The organism is Pseudomonas sp. GW823-FHT02E01 (genome assembly GCF_058797535.1).
The window spans coordinates 1-19,905 of the sequence record NZ_JBXAJS010000008.1; the positions used below are offsets into that span (position 1 = coordinate 1).

Sequence of the window (19,905 nt, forward strand, 5' to 3'; positions counted from 1 at the left end):
GTGGTGGGTGATGACGGGATCGAACCGCCGACATTCTGCTTGTAAGGCAGACGCTCTCCCAGCTGAGCTAATCACCCGTTTGCATCTCCGAGGCCGCGAAATTTACGCAGGTAGCGAACCTAAGTCAATAGCAGGATTGAAGTTTTTCTGAAAAAGACAAAATTATGTATGTGCAGCAAGTGCGCTTTCGCGAGCAAGCCCGCTCCCACAGGGGAATGCATTCCAAATGTGGGAGCGGCGGTGCGACGATTCGACTTGCTCGCGAAAGCAGCACATTCAACATCAATCCCGGAGCTTACTCGCTGTAAATCATCTTCTTGGTCATGCCGCCATCGACCACGAATTCCTGGCCGGTGACAAATCCGGCATTCCTCGACAGCAGCCAGGCCACCATCGCCGCGACATCCTCGACCTTCCCCACCCTGCCCGCCGGATGCTGGGCATGATCGGCCTCGGTCAAGGGTTCGGCACGTTGCACCGAGGGGTCGCGCGCATCGATCCAGCCAGGACTGACGGCATTGACCCGGATCTCCGGGCCAAGGCTGATGGCCAACGCATGCGTCAGGGCCAACAAACCGCCCTTGCTCGCCGCATAGGCCTCTGTGTCGGGCTCCGACTGCCCGGCGCGGGTCGAGGCCAGATTGACGATGGCGCCGCTGTGAGCGCGCAGGTACGGTGCACAGTGCTTGGCCAGCAACATCGGCCCACTGAGGTTCACCGCCAACACCCGATTCCAGTGAGCCAGGTCGAGGCTTTCCAGGGTGATGTTGTGCGGATCGGCAACCGCTGCATTGCATACCAGCGCATCCAGGCGCCCGAACTGACCGAGCACCTCGGCTACGCCCAGCGCGACTTGCCCCTCGTTGGAGACATCCATGGCGATGAACCAGGCGTTGTCGCCCAGCACTTTCGCCACTTTCGAACCGCGCTCCCGATCCAGATCCGTCAGCACGACTTGCCAGCCTTCGCTGATCAGCCAGGCCGAAATCCCCAGGCCAATGCCCCGCGCAGCACCGGTCACCAGCGCTACGCGGCCATTTGAGCCAGTGGTCGGCGCAGACAACTCGATCACAACGCAGCCAGGCCGCGTGCCAGATCGGCTTGCAGGTCCGCCACGTCTTCCAGGCCGACCGCAACGCGGATCAGGCTGTCACGAATACCCGCCGCTTCACGCTCTTGAGGCGCCAGGCGACCATGGGAGGTGGTGCTCGGATGGGTGATGGTGGTTTTGCTGTCACCCAGGTTGGCGGTGATCGAAATCAGGCGCGTGGCGTCGATAAAGCGCCAGGCGCCCTCTTTGCCGCCCTTGACCTCAAAACTGACGACCGCACCGAAGCCCTTCTGCTGGCGCAGCGCCAGTTCGTGCTGCGGATGGCTCTTGAGGCCGGCGTAATGGACTTTCTCGATACCGTCCTGCTGCTCCAGCCACTCGGCCAGTTGTTGGGCGTTGGCGCAATGGGCCTTCATCCGCAGGTTCAAAGTTTCCAGGCCCTTGAGGAAGATCCAGGCGTTGAACGGGCTCAGGGTCGGCCCGGCGGTGCGCAAGAAACCAACCACCTCTTTCATCTGCTCGCCGCGACCGGCCACGACACCGCCCATGCAACGACCCTGGCCGTCGATGAATTTGGTGGCCGAGTGCACGACGATGTCCGCGCCCATTTTCAGCGGCTGTTGCAGCGCCGGGGTGCAGAAGCAGTTATCGACCACCAGCATCGCGCCTTTGGCGTGAGCGATTTTCGCCAGTTCGGCAATGTCCACCAGTTCGGCCAGCGGGTTGGACGGCGATTCGACGAACAGCAATTTGGTGTTGGCCTTGATTGCCGCGTCCCAGCCGGACAAGTCCGCCAAGGGCACGTAATCGACTTCGATACCGAAACGCTTGAAATACTTCTCGAACAGGCTGATGGTCGAGCCAAACACGCTGCGCGACACCAGCACGTGATCGCCGGCGCTGCACAGGCTCATCACCACCGCCATGATCGCGGCCATGCCGGTCGCGGTGGCCACGGCCTGCTCGGCGCTTTCCAGCGCGGCAATGCGCTCTTCAAAGGCACGCACAGTCGGGTTGGTGTAGCGCGAGTAGACGTTGCCCGGCACTTCGCCGGCAAAACGCGCGGCGGCATCGGCGGCGGTACGGAATACATAGCTGGAAGTGAAGAACATCGGATCACCGTGCTCACCTTCCGGCGTACGGTGCTGACCGGCACGTACGGCCAGGGTATCGAACGCTACGCCTTCGAGGTCGCTGTCCAGCCGACCGGCATCCCAATCCTGACTCATGCTGTCACTCCTTGCCTTGCTCTTGATAGATAAAAGTCTTTTTGCCAGATACAAAACCGGCCCCTCAGGGCCGGTAATTACTCAGTTGTTGTACAGATCGATGATCGCACTGACTGCCTGCGTCTTGACCTTGGAGGCATCGTTGCGTGCCTGCTCGATCTTGTTCAGATAAGCCTCGTCGACGTCGCCGGTGACGTACTGGCCGTCGAACACCGCGCAATCGAACTTGTCGATCTTGATCTTGCCGCCCCCGACCGCTTCGATCAAGTCAGGCAAGTCCTGATAGATCAGCCAGTCGGCGCCGATCAGGTCTGCCACGTCCTGGGTCGAACGGTTGTGGGCGATCAGCTCGTGAGCGCTCGGCATGTCGATGCCGTAGACGTTCGGGTAGCGAACCGCTGGCGCCGCGGAGCAGAAGTAAACGTTCTTGGCGCCGGCTTCGCGGGCCATCTGGATGATCTGCTTGCAAGTGGTACCGCGAACGATGGAATCGTCCACCAGCATCACATTCTTGCCGCGGAATTCCAGCTCGATGGCGTTGAGCTTCTGGCGTACGGATTTTTTCCGCGCGGCCTGGCCCGGCATGATGAAGGTCCGGCCGATGTAGCGGTTCTTCACGAAGCCTTCGCGGAACTTCACGCCCAGGTGGTTCGCCAGCTCCAGGGCCGCGGTGCGGCTGGTGTCCGGAATCGGGATGACCACGTCGATGTCGTGATCCGGACGCTCGCGCAGGATCTTCTCGGCGAGTTTCTCGCCCATGCGCAGACGGGCCTTGTAGACCGAAACACCGTCGATGATCGAGTCCGGACGCGCCAGGTAGACGTGTTCGAAGATGCACGGGGTCAGGGACGGGTTGGTCGCGCACTGACGGGTGTACAGCTTGCCCTCTTCAGTGATGTAGACCGCTTCGCCCGGAGCCAGGTCGCGAATCAGGGTGAAGCCGAGCACGTCCAGGGAAACGCTTTCCGAGGCGATCATGTACTCGACGCCTTCGTCGGTGTGACGCTGGCCGAAAACGATCGGGCGGATGCCGTGCGGGTCGCGGAAACCGACGATGCCGTAGCCGGTGATCATCGCTACGACGGCATAACCACCGACGCAACGGTTGTGCACGTCGGTGACGGCGGCGAAAACGTCTTCTTCGGTCGGCTGCAACTTGCCGCGCTGGGCCAGTTCGTGCGCGAACACGTTGAGCAGTACTTCCGAATCGGAACTGGTGTTGACGTGGCGCAGGTCAGATTCGTAAATCTCCTTGGCCAGTTGTTCAACATTGGTCAGGTTACCGTTGTGCGCCAGGGTGATGCCGTAAGGCGAGTTGACGTAAAACGGTTGAGCTTCAGCCGACGTCGAGCTGCCCGCGGTTGGATAACGCACATGGCCAATACCCATGTGACCGACCAGGCGCTGCATGTGACGTTGCTGGAACACGTCACGCACCAGGCCGTTGTCCTTGCGCAGGAATAACCGGCCATCATGGCTGGTCACGATACCGGCAGCGTCCTGGCCGCGGTGCTGGAGGACGGTTAGCGCGTCATACAGCGCCTGATTGACGTTCGACTTACCGACGATACCGACGATGCCACACATGCGACGCAACCCCTACTTAATGGATCTGAACTGAGCACTACTCACTGAGGCGTTTTGGCCATCGGCAAGAGTTGCTCCTTGAACGGAATATCAGCGGGTACGCTGATTCCGCTGGCAAGCCACTGACTGCTCCACCCGAGGATCAGGTTTTTGGACCAGTCTGCAACCAATAGAAATTTTGGCACGAGCTGTGACTCTTTCCACCACCCGTCCTGCTGTACCGGCCCCAGGCTCAACAGCCCGACGGCGATAACCACCAGCAACCCGCCACGCGCGGCGCCGAAGGCCATGCCGAGGAATCGGTCGGTCCCGGAGAGCCCGGTGACGCGAACCAGTTCGCCGATAAGATAATTGATCATTGCGCCTACGATTAAAGTGGCGACAAACATGATGGCACAGCCCGTTATTATACGTGCCGATGGCGTTTGAATGTACCCGCCGAGGTACTCGGACAGTGAGCCACCGAACATCCAGGCTACGACTCCTGCGATGATCCAGGTCAGCAGCGACAGCGCTTCCTTGACGAAGCCGCGGCTCAGACTGATCAATGCGGAGATGGCGACGATTGCAACGATCGCCCAGTCAACCCAGGTAAATGGCACAGTGCAGCCTACAGACGGATAAGGCGGCGCATTTTAGCAGAGCCCATGCTTATCGGTAAGCTGCGATTGTCAGTGCATTTCATATCGGGGCGATAGTTTTAGCCACGTTCCGGTTGAAAGCGCACCACAAACCCCTTGAGGTTCTGCTGGCGGTTGAGCAAGTCACGCAGTCGGTCGGCTTCGGCACGCTCGATCAGCGGCCCGACAAACACCCGGTTTTTGCCGTCGGCGGTACGGATGTAGGCGTTGTAACCCTGGCTGCGCAGGGTTTTCTGAAGTTTTTCCGCGCTTTCGCGGTTCGACAGGCTGGCCAGTTGCACCGACCAGCTGACAGACAAACCATTGGCATCGACACGGCTTTGCGTGGTGTCCGGCTTGCCCGGTGCCGCGGTGATCGGCTGGGCAGGCGCCGTTGCAGGCTTAGCCGCCAAAGCCGGGACCGGCGCGGGTGCAGCCGGCTTGGCTGCTGGCGCTGGAACCGCAGGCGCTGGAGCCACCGGAACAGCTGGCACCGCCGATTCCTGCTGGGCGATTTCGTCATCGCTCGGCACGGGCTCCTGAGGCAGGGCTTGCGGCTCAGGCACCGCCACGGGCTCGACCTGTACCTGGGGCATCGCCGGCGCCTGCGGAGCCGCGGGCGCTTCGACCGTCACCTGGCGCTGTTCGTCCTGGCGGGAAAACAGCATCGGCAAAAAAATCACCGCCAGCGCGACCAACACCAGGGCGCCAACCATGCGCTGCTTGTATGCCTTATCCAGCAATGCCATTTGCCGCTTCCTCCGTGGAGCGCCGGGCCAGCCATTCAAGGGCCTCGGCGACACAATAAAATGATCCGAACAACAGGATTTCGTCGTCGCTCGTGGCCTGCGCGCACTGCCCTTCCAGGGCGGCCGCGACACTGTCGTATGACGTGACCGACGCACCAAGACCTTGCAACGCGGCGTGCAAATCCGCAACCGAACGCGCCCGAGGCGAATCCAGAGGTGCGACAGCCCAGTGCTGGACACTAGCATTCAATTCGCCGACAACACCACCCAGGTCTTTGTCCGCCAGCAACCCGAACACCGCCAGACGCTTGCCGACCGGCGGGCGGCTGGCCAGGCGACGAGCCAGATACTCCGCCGCATGGGGGTTATGCCCCACATCCAGCAATAGATTCAAGCGCTTGCCTTGCCACTCGAACTCACGGCGATCCAGGCGACCGACCACCCGGGTGGCCCGTAGCGCCTCGATAATCTGCGCATCCGCCCAAGGCAAGCCGAGCAGCAGGTAAGCCTGCAACGCCAGCGCGGCGTTTTCCATCGGTAGATCGAGCAGTGGCAGGTCGCGCAGCTCCACCACGCGCCCTTGCCCATCGACACCGCGCCATTGCCAGTTGTGATCGGTCACACCGAGGTCAAAATCGCGCCCACGCAGGAAAAACGGGCAATTGAGCTCGCGCGCCTTGTCCAGCAGAGGTTGTGGCGGATTCAGATCGCCGCAGAGCGCAGGCGCGCCCTGACGGAAAATACCGGCCTTCTCGAAGGCCACGGACTCCCGGGTATCACCGAGGTAATCCGCATGATCGACACCGATACTGGTGACCAGCGCCATGTCGGCGTCCACCACGTTGACCGTGTCCAGACGACCGCCCAGACCGACTTCCAGCACCACTGCATCGAGCCCGGAGCGCTGGAACAGCCAGAATGCTGCCAGGGTGCCCAATTCGAAGTAAGTCAGGGACGTGTCGCCGCGCCCGGCCTCTACCGCGGCAAAGGCCTCGCACAGCTCGGCATCCGTGGCTTCGACGCCATTGACTGTTACCCGCTCGTTATAACGCAGCAGGTGTGGGGAGTTGTACACCCCCACTTTCAAGCCCTGGGCCCGCAGCAAGGACGCCACGAACGCACAGGTGGAACCCTTGCCGTTGGTCCCGGTGACCGTGATCACCCGAGGCGCCGGCTTGCCCAGTCCCATACGGGACGCTACCTGCTGCGACCGCTCCAGGCCCATGTCGATGGCTGAAGGGTGCAACTGTTCAAGGTAGGCGAGCCATTCGCCAAGGGTACGTTGGGTCATAGGCTGGCGGGTACCGGTGGAACCACGATCGGCTCGATAGGGGCAGCAACGAACTTCGGCGTCGGCAGGCCCATCATTTGCGCCAGCAGGTTGCCCAGACGCGGACGCAGCTCCTGACGGTCGATGATCATGTCGATGGCACCGTGCTCCAGCAGGAACTCGCTGCGCTGGAAGCCTTCCGGCAGTTTTTCGCGCACGGTTTGCTCGATCACGCGCGGACCGGCAAAACCGATCAACGCCTTCGGCTCGCCGACAATCACGTCGCCCAGCATCGCCAGACTGGCGGAAACGCCGCCGTAGACCGGATCGGTCAACACGGAGATGAACGGGATGCCTTCTTCACGCAGACGGGCCAGCACCGCAGAGGTCTTGGCCATTTGCATCAGGGAAATCAGCGCTTCCTGCATCCGCGCACCGCCGGAAGCGGCGAAGCAGATCATCGGGCAACGTTTTTCCAGGGCGAAGTTGGCGGCGCGAACGAAACGCTCACCGACGATGGCGCCCATCGAACCGCCCATGAAGGAAAATTCGAACGCCGAAACCACGACCGGCATGCCCAGCAAAGTGCCGCTCATGGAAACCAGTGCGTCTTTTTCGCCAGTCTGCTTTTGTGCAGCGGTCAGGCGGTCCTTGTACTTCTTGCCGTCGCGGAATTTCAGACGGTCAACCGGTTCCAGGTCTGCACCCAGCTCGGCACGGCCTTCAACATCGAGGAAGATGTCGATACGGGCGCGGGCGCCGATACGCATGTGATGGTTGCACTTGGGGCAAACGTCCAGGGTCTTTTCCAGCTCCGGACGATACAGCACAGCCTCGCAAGACGGGCATTTGTGCCAAAGACCTTCAGGCACCGAGCTCTTCTTGACCTCGGAACGCATGATCGAAGGGATCAGTTTGTCTACTAACCAGTTGCTCATGCTTTCTTTCTCCAGTACCGGCGGCCCGAACGCTCTGGTTCGCGGCCCCGTGTATGCCCTAGCGCTAAATTCATGTGTGCGGCGATGATCAGTGAATGGCCGGGTCAGCGAAACGTGACCTGCGTACCACTCCATAACCCTCAGCCGTTTTGTACAGTGCAGTGGACGGCGGCAGACTGCCAGCCGTCACATCAACGGGTGCTACCGCGTACCGCTTTGATAAATGCCTGAATCCTTGCGTGATCCTTGATGCCCTTGCTCGCCTCAACCCCGCCGCTGACATCCACGGCATAAGGCCGAACGCGCGCAACCGCCTCGGCGACGTTATCCGGCGTCAGACCGCCCGCCAGAATGACCGGCTTGCTCAGGCCTTGCGGTATCAGTGACCAGTCAAACGCCTCCCCGGTTCCTCCGGGAACGCCTTCGACATAGGTATCGAGCAAGATTCCGCTGGCGCTGGCATAAGCATCGCAGGCCGCTGCGATGTCATCTCCCGCCTTGACCCGCAGCGCCTTGATGTACGGGCGGTGCCAACCCTCACACTCCGCCGCGCTTTCATCGCCGTGAAACTGCAGCAGGTCCAGGGGCACCGCGTCGAGGATTTCCCCCAGCTCGCAACGGCTGGCATTGACGAACAAGCCCACGGTGGTCACGAACGGCGGCAGCGCCTTGATGATCGAGCGCGCCTGCTGGACCGTCACCGCACGGGGGCTTTTGGCGTAGAACACGAATCCGATGGCATCCGCCCCGGCCTCGACGGCTGCCAACGCATCCTCTATGCGGGTAATCCCACAGATCTTGCTGCGAACGGCTGACATGTCGATACAACTCCAAGACAAATCCGGGAAAGTCCCGGATGGTAACAAAAGCGTTCGAGGGCGTCAGCCGCCAAGTTCCGAGAAGCCGGTCAGGAAGTGCGGACCGATGTAGCGCTCGGGCAACTCGAACTCGTCACGGTACTCGACCTGAACCAGATACAAGCCGAATGGATGCGCGGTCACGCCACCGGTCCGTCGAATCCGGCTCTCCAGCACCTCTTTCATCCACTCCACCGGACGCTCTCCGGCGCCAATGGTCATCAGCACACCGGCAATGTTGCGCACCATATGATGCAGGAAGGCGCTGGCGCGAATATCCAGCACGATCATCTTGCCGTGACGGGTAACGCGCAGGTGATGCAATTCCTTGATCGGCGACTTGGCCTGGCACTGACCGGCGCGAAAAGCACTGAAATCATGGGTGCCGAGCAGGTACTGGGCGGCCTCGGCCATGCGCTCGACGTCCAGCGGACGGTGGTTCCAGGTCACCTCTTCGTTCAAGTGCGCCGGGCGGATCTGATCGTTGTAGATCACGTAGCGATAACGCCGGGCAATGGCCTTGAACCGAGCATGGAAGTGCGCCGGCATGACCTTGGCCCAACTGACACTGACGTCATGGGGCAAGTTGATGTTGGCGCCCATGGTCCAGGCCTTCATCGAGCGCTCGACCTGAGTGTCGAAATGCACCACCTGTCCGCAGGCATGCACCCCGGCGTCGGTACGCCCGGCGCACATCAGCGAAACGGGCGAGTCGGCGACTTTGGACAAGGCGTTTTCGAGGGTTTCCTGCACGGTGAGCACCCCGGACGCCTGGCGCTGCCAGCCGCGGTAGCGCGAGCCTTTGTATTCGACGCCCAGCGCGATCCGGAAAAAGCCGTCGGCTGCCATTTCGGCGGCCGGGTTATCTATATTTGCCAAGGAGGGACAGCCTGATGATGTACCAAAGGCGGGCATTATAAGGCCGCCGGGCGGGGATGCCAGAGAGTTCTCCATTGACTGTCCCGGCCTCATCGCGGGCAAGCCCGCTCCCACAGGTTTTGTGAACGACATAAATCTCTGTGGGAGCGGGCTTGCCCGAGATGAGGCCCGAGCAAACAACATCCATTAATGAGCCAAACAAAAACGGCAGCCTCAATGGGCTGCCGCTTTTTTTACATCCTGCCGATCAATCAAGCCAGGCGCGAAAGCATCTCCTCGGCTTCACTCTTCTGCTCGGCACTGCCTTCGCTTACCACCTCATTGAGGATGTCGCGAGCACCGTCGCTGTCGCCCATGTCGATATAGGCCTGAGCCAGATCGAGCTTGGTAGCGGCTTCGTCAGTGCCCGAGAGGAAGTCGAAGTCATCATCGCTATCCAGCGCGGCATCAGCTTCGGTAAAGGTCGGCTCGCCGATGCTGTTGGACAAGCTCTCCAGTTCGGCGTTGACATCATCCAGCTCTGCCGCGAACGCATCCGGCGCGTCCAGTTCCTCGGCCAGCGACAGATCGAAATCGGCCGGCAACTCCAGATCATCCAGCGCGACCTCAGGAACAGCCGGGGTTTCGGCAACCGGGAAATCCTTCACGCCCTCATCCAGATCCAGCAGGAAATCGTCTTCAGCCAGCATCGCCGGCGACGGTTGCGCACCGAGATCCAGGTCGAGGTCGAAGTCCGACAGATCGTCGAGGTTTTCCTTGATTTCTGTCTGCTGCTGCAACACCGACTCAAAGCTCAGATCGTCGTCCAGCGGGAACTCACCAAGGTCTGGCAACGCCGCCACTTCAGGCTCCGCTGCAGGTGCAGGTGCAGGCGCCAAAGGCGTAATCGCGTCCAGATCATCCAGGCTCAGGTCGAAAGCGCTGTCGAGGTCATCCTCGAACGGTGCTGGTTCTGGTTCTGGCGCCGGTGCTTGCGGCTCATCGAGCAACAGCTCCTTGACGTATTGCGCATCCAGTTCGGCAGCAACGGCGGCCGCGGCGATGCCACCGGCAGCCACCAGCGCCATGGCCGGGAAGCGACTTTTGAGTTTTTCAACCTGGGCGAAGTTGTCGCCATTGGCCACCAACTGACGCTCCTGGCCGACGAACGCATCGCGGTCGCCTTGCTGGCCGTAGACTTCCATCAGTTTCAAGCGCAGATCGCTGCGCTTGGGCTCTTGCTTGACGCCGTCCTCCAGCAACGCGGCGGCCTGATTCAGGCGACCGGCATTGATGTGCGACTGAGCCTGACCCAGCACGTCGTCGGAACGCTCGGCAGCCGGCGCCACCAATGGTGCGGCGATCGGCGTGGTCATCACCACCGGAGCAACCACCGGCGCTGGCGCGGGAGCAGGCGTCGGGGCGGTCGCCAGTTTCACGCTCGGCGGCGGAACTTCCAGACCTTCGAAGCTGCTTTCCGGCAAGTCGAGATCGGCCGAGAACGGCTGATCTTCGGCCAAGGCACGGGCCATGCGCAGATGTTTCTCGGCTGCTTGCTGGGCTTTGCGTCGACGCGCCAGCAACAGCAGCAGGAGCAGGAGAATCACCGCACCGCCACCGACCAGGCCCAGCAGTAGCGGATTGGTCAGCAATTCATTGAACTTCTGATCGTCAGATGCCGCCGGTGTCGCCTCAGCGGGCTTCTCGACCGGCGCCGGTGTCGCCTCGGGCGGTGTAACCATTGGCGCAGCGTCTGCCGATGCAGGCGCTGCCGCCGGGTTGGCAGCCAGCTCGGCCGACATTGCCGGCGCGGTCGCAGCCGCTGGAGCAGCCGCAGCGCCCTCGGCTTGCAACTTGGCCAGTTGATTGTTCTTCAACTCGAGCAGGCGCTGCAGCTTGTCCACCTGGCTTTGCAGATCGGCCATGCGGCTTTTCAGTTCGGCGTTATCACGACGACTGGTGTCGAGGCTTTCCTGGGTCACCGCCAGCTTGTTGCTGAGGGCCTTGGCATCTCCGGCAGCCCCTTTGCCAGGGTTCTTGCCGGACTCGGCAGACACCAGGCTCAACTTGTCGGTGGCCGCTTGCGCCGGAGCACCCTCGGTACGAGCGCGATTGGTGGCGTCGAGCTGTTGCTGCCCTGCCCCGGGTTTTGCCACATAGCGGCGACCCTGGCGCCAGGCCTTGTTCTGTGCGGCCACTTCGGCAATGGCCTTGGCTTGCGGCAGGCCAGTGCTCTGCGCCTGGTCCGGCATGCGCAGCACCTGGCCGGTTTTCAGGCGATTGATGTTGCCGTCGATAAAGGCATCCGGGTTCAACGCCTGGATGGCCAGCATGGTTTGCTGGATCGAGCCGCCATTACGCGCCTTTGCGGCGATTTCCCACAAGGTATCGCGCGGCGTGGTGGTGTATTGGGACGGTTTGGTCGCACCGGTGACGGGCGCGGCAACCGTCGACGTCGGCTGTGCAGCCGCTTCAGTGGTTTGCGGCGAGAATTTGGACGGATCGAGCAGCACACTGTAGTCGCGCAGCAAGCGGCCGTTCGGCCACATGACCTGAACCAGGAACTTCACCATGGGTTCGGAAAGTGGCTTGCTGGAGGTCACGCGCAGGATGCTTTTGCCGCTGGCGTTGAGCACCGGGGTGAAGGTCAAGTCGTTGAGAAACGCCTGGCGGTCGACACCGGCCTTGGCGAAATCGTCTGGTGAGGCCAGGCTCGGTACCACTTCGGCGGCGGTGAGATCCTTGACATCGAGCAGCTCGATTTCCGCCACCAACGGCTGGTTGAGCGTGGATTTCAGGGTCAACTCCCCGAGCCCGAGGGCATGCGCCATACCGGAGGACAGCGCCGAGGCGGCCGCTATTGCTAACACCAGTTTGCGAACTTGAACCATTAGCTCATCCTTAGTTTGAACATTCCTCGGCCAGCGAGAAGGTATTGATAGTCGCTGCCGTAAGGCATTGCACGCAACGGCGAGGGTCGTCGCGCGCGGTCATTTCATTGATGCCCGGCAAAGCCCCGCAGAGTGGCTCTGCCTTCAGCACTCCGGCAAGCATAGGCTCGTGCGGAATCATTCGACAAATTGTTGCAAAGTATCTTTTACAGCAGGTCTTTTATCAACAACTCGGCCAGCTGCACAGCGTTGAGCGCCGCGCCTTTGCGTACGTTATCTGACGTCAGCCACAGATTAAGTTCCGACGTGTCGTCAATACCATGGCGAACCCGACCAACGTAGACCACATCCTGGCCTACCGCATCGCCCACCGGGGTCGGGTAGTCGCCGGCTTCCACCAGTTCGATGCCGGGAGCGTCTTCCAGGGCCGCATTGACGTTCCCCTGGTCGATTTCACTCGCGGACTGCAGGGTCACGCTATAGCTATCGCCAAAAAACACCGGGGCTTGAATGCAAGTGACGGAAATCTTCAATGAAGGCCGCGCCATGACCTGGCGCAGCTCACGCACCAGGCGTTTTTCCAGCAGCGTATGACCTTGCTCATCCGGTTTACCGACCTGGGCCAACAGGTTGAAGGCCATCTGCCGATCAAAGAATTTCGGCTCCAGCGGCCGCACATTCAGCAGTTCGGCGGTTTGCCGGGCGAGCTCGCTCACGGCTTCGCGGCCCTGGGCCGATACCGCCAGGCTGGCGGTCAGGCTGATGCGCTGCAAATCAAGCAAATCCATCAGTGGCGCGAGCACCACCGCCAGCGTGGTGGCCGACGGGCTTGGACTGCTGACCTGAAAGGGTTTGTTCAAGCCGGCCAACACCTGGGCATTGGCTTCAGGCACAACCTGTGGCGCCTTTTCGGCCGGCAGGGCACCGGAGAGATCGATAACCGAGCAACCGGCATCGGTCGCGCGGGAAGCGAAACTCAACGAAACCGCCGGGCCGGCGGCAAAGAATGCCAACTGCACCTTGCTGAAGTCGAACTGATCGACTTCCCGCACCCGCACGTTCTTGCCACGAAACGGTACCGAACTGCCGGCCGACTCGCTGCTGGCCAACAGGTGCAGGTTGCCGATCGGGAAATCACGCTCTTCGAGAATCTGCACAAGTGTTTCGCCGACAGTACCGGTGGCGCCGATCACGGCAATATCAATGGACTGGCTCATGGTTTGACCTCTGGCGAAACGGGGGGAGCGGCACTTTACCGGGTGGGTGGGATACAGGCAATTTCTGCCGGGGATTTGTAGTGTCTGTATTGGCCTCATCGCGAGCAAGCTCACTCCCACAGGGTACGCATTCCAATGTGGGAGCAAGCTTGCTCGCGATGACGGAATATCAGGCAACCCATAAACATCAGGTTGCCGGGAATAAAAAACCCGCGCCTCTTTCAAGGCGCGGGTTCTTTCATTGCATCAACCGATCAACGCTCGAGCAGGATCCGCAGCATGCGACGCAGCGGTTCGGCCGCGCCCCACAGCAACTGGTCGCCGACGGTGAACGCGCCGACGAATTGCGAGCCCATGTTCAGCTTGCGCAGACGACCAACCGGGATGTTCAGGGTGCCGGTGACCTTGTTCGGGCTCAGCTCCTGAATGCTGGTTTCGCGGTTGTTCGGCACCAGCTTGACCCAAGGGTTGTGCTGGCTGATCAACCCTTCGATATCAGCGATCGGTACGTCTTTGTTCAGCTTGATGGTCAGCGCCTGGCTGTGGCAGCGCATGGCGCCGATGCGCACGCAGATGCCATCGACCGGGATCGGGCTCTTGAAGCGACCGAGGATCTTGTTGGTCTCGGCCTGGGCCTTCCACTCTTCGCGGCTCTGACCGTTCGGCAGTTCCTTGTCGATCCACGGGATCAGGCTGCCGGCCAACGGTACGCCGAAGTTTTCAGTCGGGTAAGCGTCGCTGCGCATGGCTTCAGCCACACGGCGGTCGATGTCGAGGATCGCGCTGGCCGGATCGGCCAGTTGATCGGCAACAGCGGCATGGGTCGCGCCCATTTGCTTGATCAGTTCACGCATGTTCTGCGCGCCGGCACCGGAGGCCGCCTGATAAGTCATGGCGCTCATCCACTCCACCAGGCCAGCTTCGAACAGGCCACCGAGGCCCATCAGCATCAGGCTGACGGTGCAGTTGCCGCCGATGTAGTTCTTGGTGCCCGCGTCCAGTTGCTGGTCGATGACCTTGCGGTTGACCGGATCCAGAACGATCACCGCATCATCCTGCATACGCAGGCTGGAAGCGGCGTCGATCCAGTAACCCTGCCAGCCGGCTTCACGCAGCTTGGGGAAGACTTCGCTGGTGTAGTCGCCACCCTGGCAGGTCAGAATCACGTCGAGGGTTTTCAGCTCTTCAATGCTGTAAGCGTCCTTGAGCGGAGCAATGTCCTTGCCCACGGACGGGCCTTGGCCACCGACATTGGAAGTGGTGAAAAACACCGGCTCGATAAGATCGAAATCCTGCTCTTCCAGCATCCGCTGCATGAGCACGGAACCGACCATGCCGCGCCAACCGATCAGACCTACACGTTTCATCGCAACTACACCTTCTTGAAATGTGGGCCGCTGCCTTGTCTTGAATTTGGCAGCGGGCCCGAGAGATTACAGATTCCGCAGCGCGGCGACTACTGCGTCACCCATTTCCTGCGTACCGACTTTAGTGCAACCGGCCGACCAGATGTCACCGGTGCGCAAGCCCTGATCCAGCACCAGGCTGACGGCTTTCTCGATGGCATCGGCCGCGGCCTGCTGGTTGAAGCTGTAACGCAACATCATCGACACCGACAAAATGGTCGCCAGCGGGTTGGCGATGCCCTTGCCCGCGATGTCCGGGGCCGAACCGTGGCACGGCTCGTACATGCCCTTGTTGTTGGTGTCCAGGGACGCCGACGGCAGCATGCCGATGGAACCGGTGAGCATCGAGGCCTGGTCGGACAGGATGTCGCCGAACATGTTGTCGGTAACGATCACGTCGAACTGCTTCGGTGCGCGCACCAGCTGCATCGCGGCGTTGTCGACGTACATGTGGCTCAGTTCGACTTCAGGATAATCCTTGGCCACTTGTTCGACCACTTCACGCCACAGTTGGCTGGAGGCCAGTACGTTGGCCTTGTCCATCGAGCACAGCTTCTTGCCACGAACCATGGCCATGTCGAAACCGACACGGGCGATGCGGCGGATTTCGCTTTCGCTGTACGGCAGGGTGTCATAGGACTGACGCTCGCCGTTTTCCAGGGTACGGGTACCACGAGGCGCGCCAAAGTAGATGCCGCCGGTCAGCTCGCGAACGATCAGAATGTCCAGGCCGGCCACGATTTCCGGCTTCAGGCTGGAGGCTTCGGCCAGTTGCGGGTACAGGATCGCCGGACGCAGGTTGCCGAACAGGCCCAGTTGCGCACGGATTTTCAGCAGACCGCGTTCAGGGCGGATGTCACGTTCGATGGCATCCCATTTCGGGCCGCCAACGGCGCCCAGCAACACGGCGTCGGCCGCGCGGGCACGCTCCAGGGTCTCGTCGGCCAACGGCACGCCGTGCTTGTCGATGGCAGCGCCACCGATCACATCAAAGCTCAGCTCGAAACCCAATGCGAACTTGTCGCTGGCCAATTCCAGCACCTTGACCGCTTCGGCCATGATTTCCGGGCCAATACCGTCACCTGGGAGAATCAGAATCTGCTTGCTCATGCTTTCCTCATGTCATCAGTCGGTGCGCCTTGGGCGCACCCGGAAAAATTCTATCGCTCGGCCATCAGTACCAGCACATCCGTACTGAACGAACCATCGGCCTCAATCTCAAAATATTCGCGTACTTCATTGCCCATCGACTGCTGCAACTCGCGGATCGCCGCGCGCATCACTTGCGGTGTGCGCATGCGCTCGACCCAGCTGTTGTATTCCAGGCGCAAGCGCTGACGGGTGGTACTGCGGGTGTGCAGCCCCGCCTCGCTGACCTGGCGCAACCACTCGCCAGCGGAATAATCGCGCACATGGCTGGTATCGCGCAGCACTTCGACGCTTTGCAGGTAAGTGTCGAACAGCGGGCTACCCGGTGACAACACGTCGACGAACGCGGCCACACCGCCCGGCTTCAGGACTCGACGCACCTCCCGCAGGGCCGCGCCCAGGTCGCTCCAATGGTGCGCCGAATAGCGGCTGAAGACGAAATCGAATTCGCCATCGGCGAACGGCAGGCGCTCGGCGGCACCGTTGACCGTGGTTACGTTGCTCAAGCCACGGTCGACAGCAGCGGCAGCGACCACGTCGAGCATTTGCTGCGACAGGTCGTAGGCCACCACCTCTTTCACCAATGAGGCTACGTGAAAACTCACGTGACCGGCGCCGCACCCCAGATCCAGGACCCTGGCCTCGCCCTGCCCCGCCAGTTCGGCCTGTAGCAGCGCGAATTCGGTGCCCTGAGCGTGTACGGCGCTGCTCAGGTAGGCCGAGGCCTGTTCACCGAATTGCTTTTGAACTACCTGGCTGTGCTGGGCGGTGCTGGTCATGGGGACTTCCTTTTTGGGGTGAGTCTTGGGGTGTCTGTTCTGGCCTCATCGCGAGCAAGCTCGCTCCCACAGGTTTTGTTTACGCTGCAAATCCAATGTGGGAGCGAGCTTGCTCGCGATGGCGTCATTACGTCTTACGCAAATTCAAGCGTCGCGAAACAACCAAGGCTGGCTCGCACGATGTTTGGCCTCAAATGCCGCAATCGCATCGCCGTCCTGCAAGGTCAGGCCGATATCGTCCAGGCCGTTCAACAGGCAATGCTTGCGAAACGCATCAATCTCAAAGCTCAACACCTTGCCATCCGGACGGGTCACGGTCTGGGCCTGCAGGTCAACCTGCAACTGATAGCCCGGATTGGCCTCGACCTGCTGGAACAGTTCGTCGACTTCGGCGTCGCTCAAGATGATCGGCAGCAAGCCGTTCTTGAAGCTGTTGTTGAAGAAGATGTCGGCATAGCTCGGCGCGATGATGCTGCGGAAACCGTACTCTTCCAGCGCCCACGGCGCGTGTTCACGGCTGGAGCCGCAACCGAAGTTCTCGCGGGCCAGCAACACGCTGGCGCCCTGGTAACGTTCGGCGTTGAGGACGAAGTCCTTGTTCAGCGGACGCTTGGAGTTGTCCTGGTAAGGCTGGCCCACATCCAGGTAGCGCCATTCATCGAACAGGTTCGGGCCAAAGCCCGTGCGCTTGATCGACTTCAAGAACTGTTTCGGGATGATCTGGTCGGTGTCGACGTTGGCACGATCCAAAGGCGCGACAAGACCAGTGTGCTGGGTAAAAGCTTTCATGCTGCGCTCCTTCAGATCAATTCACGGACGTCGACGAAACGACCGTTTATAGCAGCGGCCGCGGCCATGGCCGGGCTGACGAGGTGAGTACGACCACCGGCACCCTGACGGCCTTCGAAGTTACGGTTGGAGGTCGAGGCGCAATGCTCACCGGACTCCAGTCGGTCCGGGTTCATCGCCAGGCACATCGAGCAACCCGGCTCACGCCATTCGAAACCGGCTTCGAGGAAAATCTTGTCCAGGCCTTCCGATTCAGCCTGGGCTTTAACCAGGCCCGAGCCCGGCACCACGATGGCCTGCTTGATGGTCGAGGCCACTTTACGGCCCTTGGCGATCACGGCCGCCGCACGCAGGTCTTCGATCCGCGAGTTGGTGCAGGAACCGATGAACACGCGGTCGAGCTGAATGTCGGTGATCGCCTGATTGGCGGTCAAACCCATGTACTTCAAGGCACGGACGATGGAGTCGCGCTTGACCAGGTCCATTTCCTTTGCAGGATCCGGCACGTTCTGGTCTACCGCCAGCACCATCTCAGGCGAAGTACCCCAGCTGACTTGCGGCTTGATCTGGGTCGCATCGAGCTCGACAACCGTATCAAACGTGGCATCGGCGTCAGACACCAGGTCTTTCCAGGCTTCAACGGCCAGGTCCCATTCCGCGCCTTTCGGGGCAAATGGACGGCCCTTGACGTAAGCCACGGTTTTTTCGTCCGCAGCCACCAGGCCTACGCGAGCGCCGGCCTCGATGGACATGTTGCAGATGGTCATGCGGCCTTCGACGGACAGGTCGCGAATCGCGCTGCCGGCGAACTCGATGGCGTGGCCGTTACCGCCGGCGGTGCCGATCTTGCCGATCACCGCGAGCACGATGTCCTTGGCGGTCACGCCGAACGGCAATTGGCCTTCGACGCGCACCAGCATGTTTTTCATTTTCTTGGCGACCAGGCACTGGGTGGCGAGCACATGCTCGACCTCGGAAGTGCCGATACCGTGAGCCAATGCGCCGAATGCGCCATGGGTCGAGGTATGGGAGTCGCCGCAGACCACGGTCATGCCGGGCAAGGTTGCGCCTTGCTCCGGGCCGATGACATGGACGATGCCCTGGCGAACGTCGTTCATCTTGAACTCGACGATGCCGTATTCATCGCAGTTGTCATCGAGGGTCTGGACTTGCAGGCGCGAAACCTGGTCAACGATGGCGTCGATGCCGCCCTTGCGCTCCGGCGTGGTCGGTACGTTGTGGTCCGGGGTCGCGATGTTGGCATCGATGCGCCATGGCTTGCGCCCGGCCAGACGCAGGCCTTCGAAGGCTTGCGGAGAGGTCACTTCGTGGATGATGTGACGATCGATGTAGATCAGCGCAGAGCCATCGTCGCGCTGCTTGACCAAATGCGAATCCCAGAGCTTGTCGTAGAGCGTTTTGCCGGCCATCAGACGGTTTCCTCATCAGCTTGTTTCTATGCCCTGGGTCTTGAGCGACTCAATAACCCCTTGGCTTGTGAGGCTGATCCTATGGGGTTACATTAAATAACTCAAATTCATATTTTTTATGCTTTGGATAACCAACTGGAATGCAACTATGGACCTGGCTAACCTCAATGCCTTTATTGCCATCGCCGAGACCGGAAGCTTCTCCGGCGCCGGGGAACGGCTGCACCTGACCCAGCCGGCCATCAGCAAGCGCATCGCCGGGCTGGAGCAGCAATTGAAGGTGCGGTTGTTCGACCGTCTGGGTCGTGAAGTGGGCCTGACCGAGGCCGGGCGCGCCCTGCTGCCGCGGGCTTATCAGATTCTCAATGTCCTCGATGATACGCGCCGAGCCCTGACCAACCTCACCGGCGAAGTGACCGGCCGTCTGACCCTGGCCACCAGCCACCACATCGGCTTGCACCGTTTGCCGCCCTTGCTGAGGGAGTTCACCCGACTCTACCCACAAGTGGCTCTGGATATTCAGTTCCTCGATTCGGAAGTGGCCTACGAGGAAATTCTCCATGGCCGCGCCGAACTGGCGGTCATTACCCTGGCGCCAGAACCCCATGCGCTGGTCAAGGCCACCCCGGTATGGGACGACCCGCTGGATTTCGTGGTTGCCCCGGAGCATTCGTTGCTCAATAACGGCAAGGTCAGCCTGGCGGACATCGCCCGACACCCGGCGGTCTTCCCCGGTGGCAATACCTTTACCCACCACATTGTGCAGCGGTTGTTTGAAGCCCAGGGCCTGACGCCAAACATCGCCATGAGCACCAACTACCTGGAAACCATCAAGATGATGGTCTCGATCGGGCTGGCCTGGAGCGTTTTGCCGCGCACCATGCTCGATGACCAGGTGGCGCGCATACCTTTGCCGGGCATACAGCTCACTCGCCAGCTAGGCTATATCTTGCACACAGAAAGGACGCTGTCGAATGCTGCGCGGGCCTTCATGGCCTTGCTGGACGCTCAACTCGATCAGCCAGGGACTCAAGGCTAAGCTGTGCTAATCCTGTAGAGCCGCGAATTCCTGCCCCAAACGCCCA

The 19,905-nt window shown here is 61.0% G+C and carries 17 protein-coding genes and 1 tRNA gene; 1 reads left to right on the forward strand and 17 read right to left on the reverse strand.

Translation table 11 applies throughout. The annotated features are described in order from the left end of the window. Position 1: 1 nt before the first annotated feature. The 17 genes from AC1RDQ_RS19545 to leuC all read right to left on the reverse strand — a co-directional run bounded on the left by AC1RDQ_RS19545 (position 2) and on the right by leuC (position 18,820). A tRNA-Val gene (locus AC1RDQ_RS19545) sits at positions 2-77 on the reverse strand. A 218-nt stretch (positions 78-295) separates the two neighbouring features. Next, complete coding sequence (locus tag AC1RDQ_RS19550) at positions 296-1,072, reverse strand: SDR family oxidoreductase (protein ID WP_090454230.1); 777 nt, start codon at positions 1,070-1,072, stop codon at positions 296-298. After that, positions 1,069-2,280 (reverse strand): O-succinylhomoserine sulfhydrylase, encoded by a 1,212-nt coding sequence (locus AC1RDQ_RS19555; RefSeq protein ID WP_057715568.1) that lies wholly within the window; start codon positions 2,278-2,280, stop codon positions 1,069-1,071. Before AC1RDQ_RS19555 ends, AC1RDQ_RS19550 begins: the two co-directional genes overlap by 4 nt. An 81-nt stretch (positions 2,281-2,361) precedes the next feature. Further along, on the reverse strand, positions 2,362-3,867 hold the full coding sequence (gene purF, locus AC1RDQ_RS19560; protein ID WP_007975670.1) for an amidophosphoribosyltransferase: 1,506 nt from the start codon (positions 3,865-3,867) through the stop codon (positions 2,362-2,364). Positions 3,868-3,908: 41 nt separating this feature from the next. Next, positions 3,909-4,469, reverse strand: a complete 561-nt coding sequence (locus AC1RDQ_RS19565) for a CvpA family protein (RefSeq protein WP_007975669.1) — start codon at positions 4,467-4,469, stop codon at positions 3,909-3,911. Positions 4,470-4,567: 98 nt separating this feature from the next. After that, positions 4,568-5,236 (reverse strand): SPOR domain-containing protein, encoded by a 669-nt coding sequence (locus AC1RDQ_RS19570; protein ID WP_057715569.1) that lies wholly within the window; start codon positions 5,234-5,236, stop codon positions 4,568-4,570. Next, on the reverse strand, positions 5,220-6,527 hold the full coding sequence (folC, locus tag AC1RDQ_RS19575; protein ID WP_492587919.1) for a bifunctional tetrahydrofolate synthase/dihydrofolate synthase: 1,308 nt from the start codon (positions 6,525-6,527) through the stop codon (positions 5,220-5,222). The genes AC1RDQ_RS19570 and folC overlap by 17 nt, the downstream gene beginning before the upstream one ends. Continuing rightward, entirely contained in the window at positions 6,524-7,444 is a 921-nt protein-coding gene (gene accD, locus AC1RDQ_RS19580) for an acetyl-CoA carboxylase, carboxyltransferase subunit beta (protein ID WP_492587921.1), read from the reverse strand. Before accD ends, folC begins: the two co-directional genes overlap by 4 nt. A gap of 191 nt (positions 7,445-7,635) precedes the next feature. After that, positions 7,636-8,262, reverse strand: coding sequence for a phosphoribosylanthranilate isomerase (locus AC1RDQ_RS19585; protein WP_492587922.1), 627 nt, complete (start codon positions 8,260-8,262; stop codon positions 7,636-7,638). Between the two features lie 63 nt (positions 8,263-8,325). Beyond that, a complete protein-coding gene (gene truA / locus AC1RDQ_RS19590) occupies positions 8,326-9,150 on the reverse strand; it encodes a tRNA pseudouridine(38-40) synthase TruA (protein ID WP_032829430.1) in 825 nt (274 codons plus the stop codon). Between the two features lie 281 nt (positions 9,151-9,431). Further along, entirely contained in the window at positions 9,432-12,050 is a 2,619-nt protein-coding gene (locus AC1RDQ_RS19595) for a motility hub landmark protein FimV (protein WP_492587923.1), read from the reverse strand. Between the two features lie 206 nt (positions 12,051-12,256). Further along, entirely contained in the window at positions 12,257-13,267 is a 1,011-nt protein-coding gene (locus AC1RDQ_RS19600; RefSeq protein WP_492587924.1) for an aspartate-semialdehyde dehydrogenase, read from the reverse strand. A 254-nt stretch (positions 13,268-13,521) separates the two neighbouring features. Next, positions 13,522-14,634 (reverse strand): aspartate-semialdehyde dehydrogenase, encoded by a 1,113-nt coding sequence (gene asd / locus AC1RDQ_RS19605; protein ID WP_057715575.1) that lies wholly within the window; start codon positions 14,632-14,634, stop codon positions 13,522-13,524. 66 nt (positions 14,635-14,700) lie between these two features. Continuing rightward, positions 14,701-15,783, reverse strand: a complete 1,083-nt coding sequence (leuB, locus tag AC1RDQ_RS19610; RefSeq protein ID WP_492587925.1) for a 3-isopropylmalate dehydrogenase — start codon at positions 15,781-15,783, stop codon at positions 14,701-14,703. 50 nt (positions 15,784-15,833) lie between these two features. Beyond that, positions 15,834-16,601, reverse strand: coding sequence for a class I SAM-dependent methyltransferase (locus AC1RDQ_RS19615; RefSeq protein WP_492587926.1), 768 nt, complete (start codon positions 16,599-16,601; stop codon positions 15,834-15,836). Between the two features lie 144 nt (positions 16,602-16,745). After that, entirely contained in the window at positions 16,746-17,390 is a 645-nt protein-coding gene (gene leuD, locus AC1RDQ_RS19620; RefSeq protein ID WP_015095895.1) for a 3-isopropylmalate dehydratase small subunit, read from the reverse strand. An 11-nt stretch (positions 17,391-17,401) separates the two neighbouring features. Beyond that, a complete protein-coding gene (gene leuC / locus AC1RDQ_RS19625) occupies positions 17,402-18,820 on the reverse strand; it encodes a 3-isopropylmalate dehydratase large subunit (RefSeq protein ID WP_057715577.1) in 1,419 nt (472 codons plus the stop codon). Positions 18,821-18,968: 148 nt separating this feature from the next. On the opposite strand from leuC, the gene AC1RDQ_RS19630 reads away from it, so the two are divergent. Further along, positions 18,969-19,859 carry a LysR family transcriptional regulator gene (locus tag AC1RDQ_RS19630; protein ID WP_057715578.1) on the forward strand — a complete coding sequence of 297 codons (891 nt, stop codon included), beginning with the start codon at positions 18,969-18,971 and terminating at the stop codon, positions 19,857-19,859. The last annotated feature ends 46 nt before the right edge of the window (positions 19,860-19,905 follow it).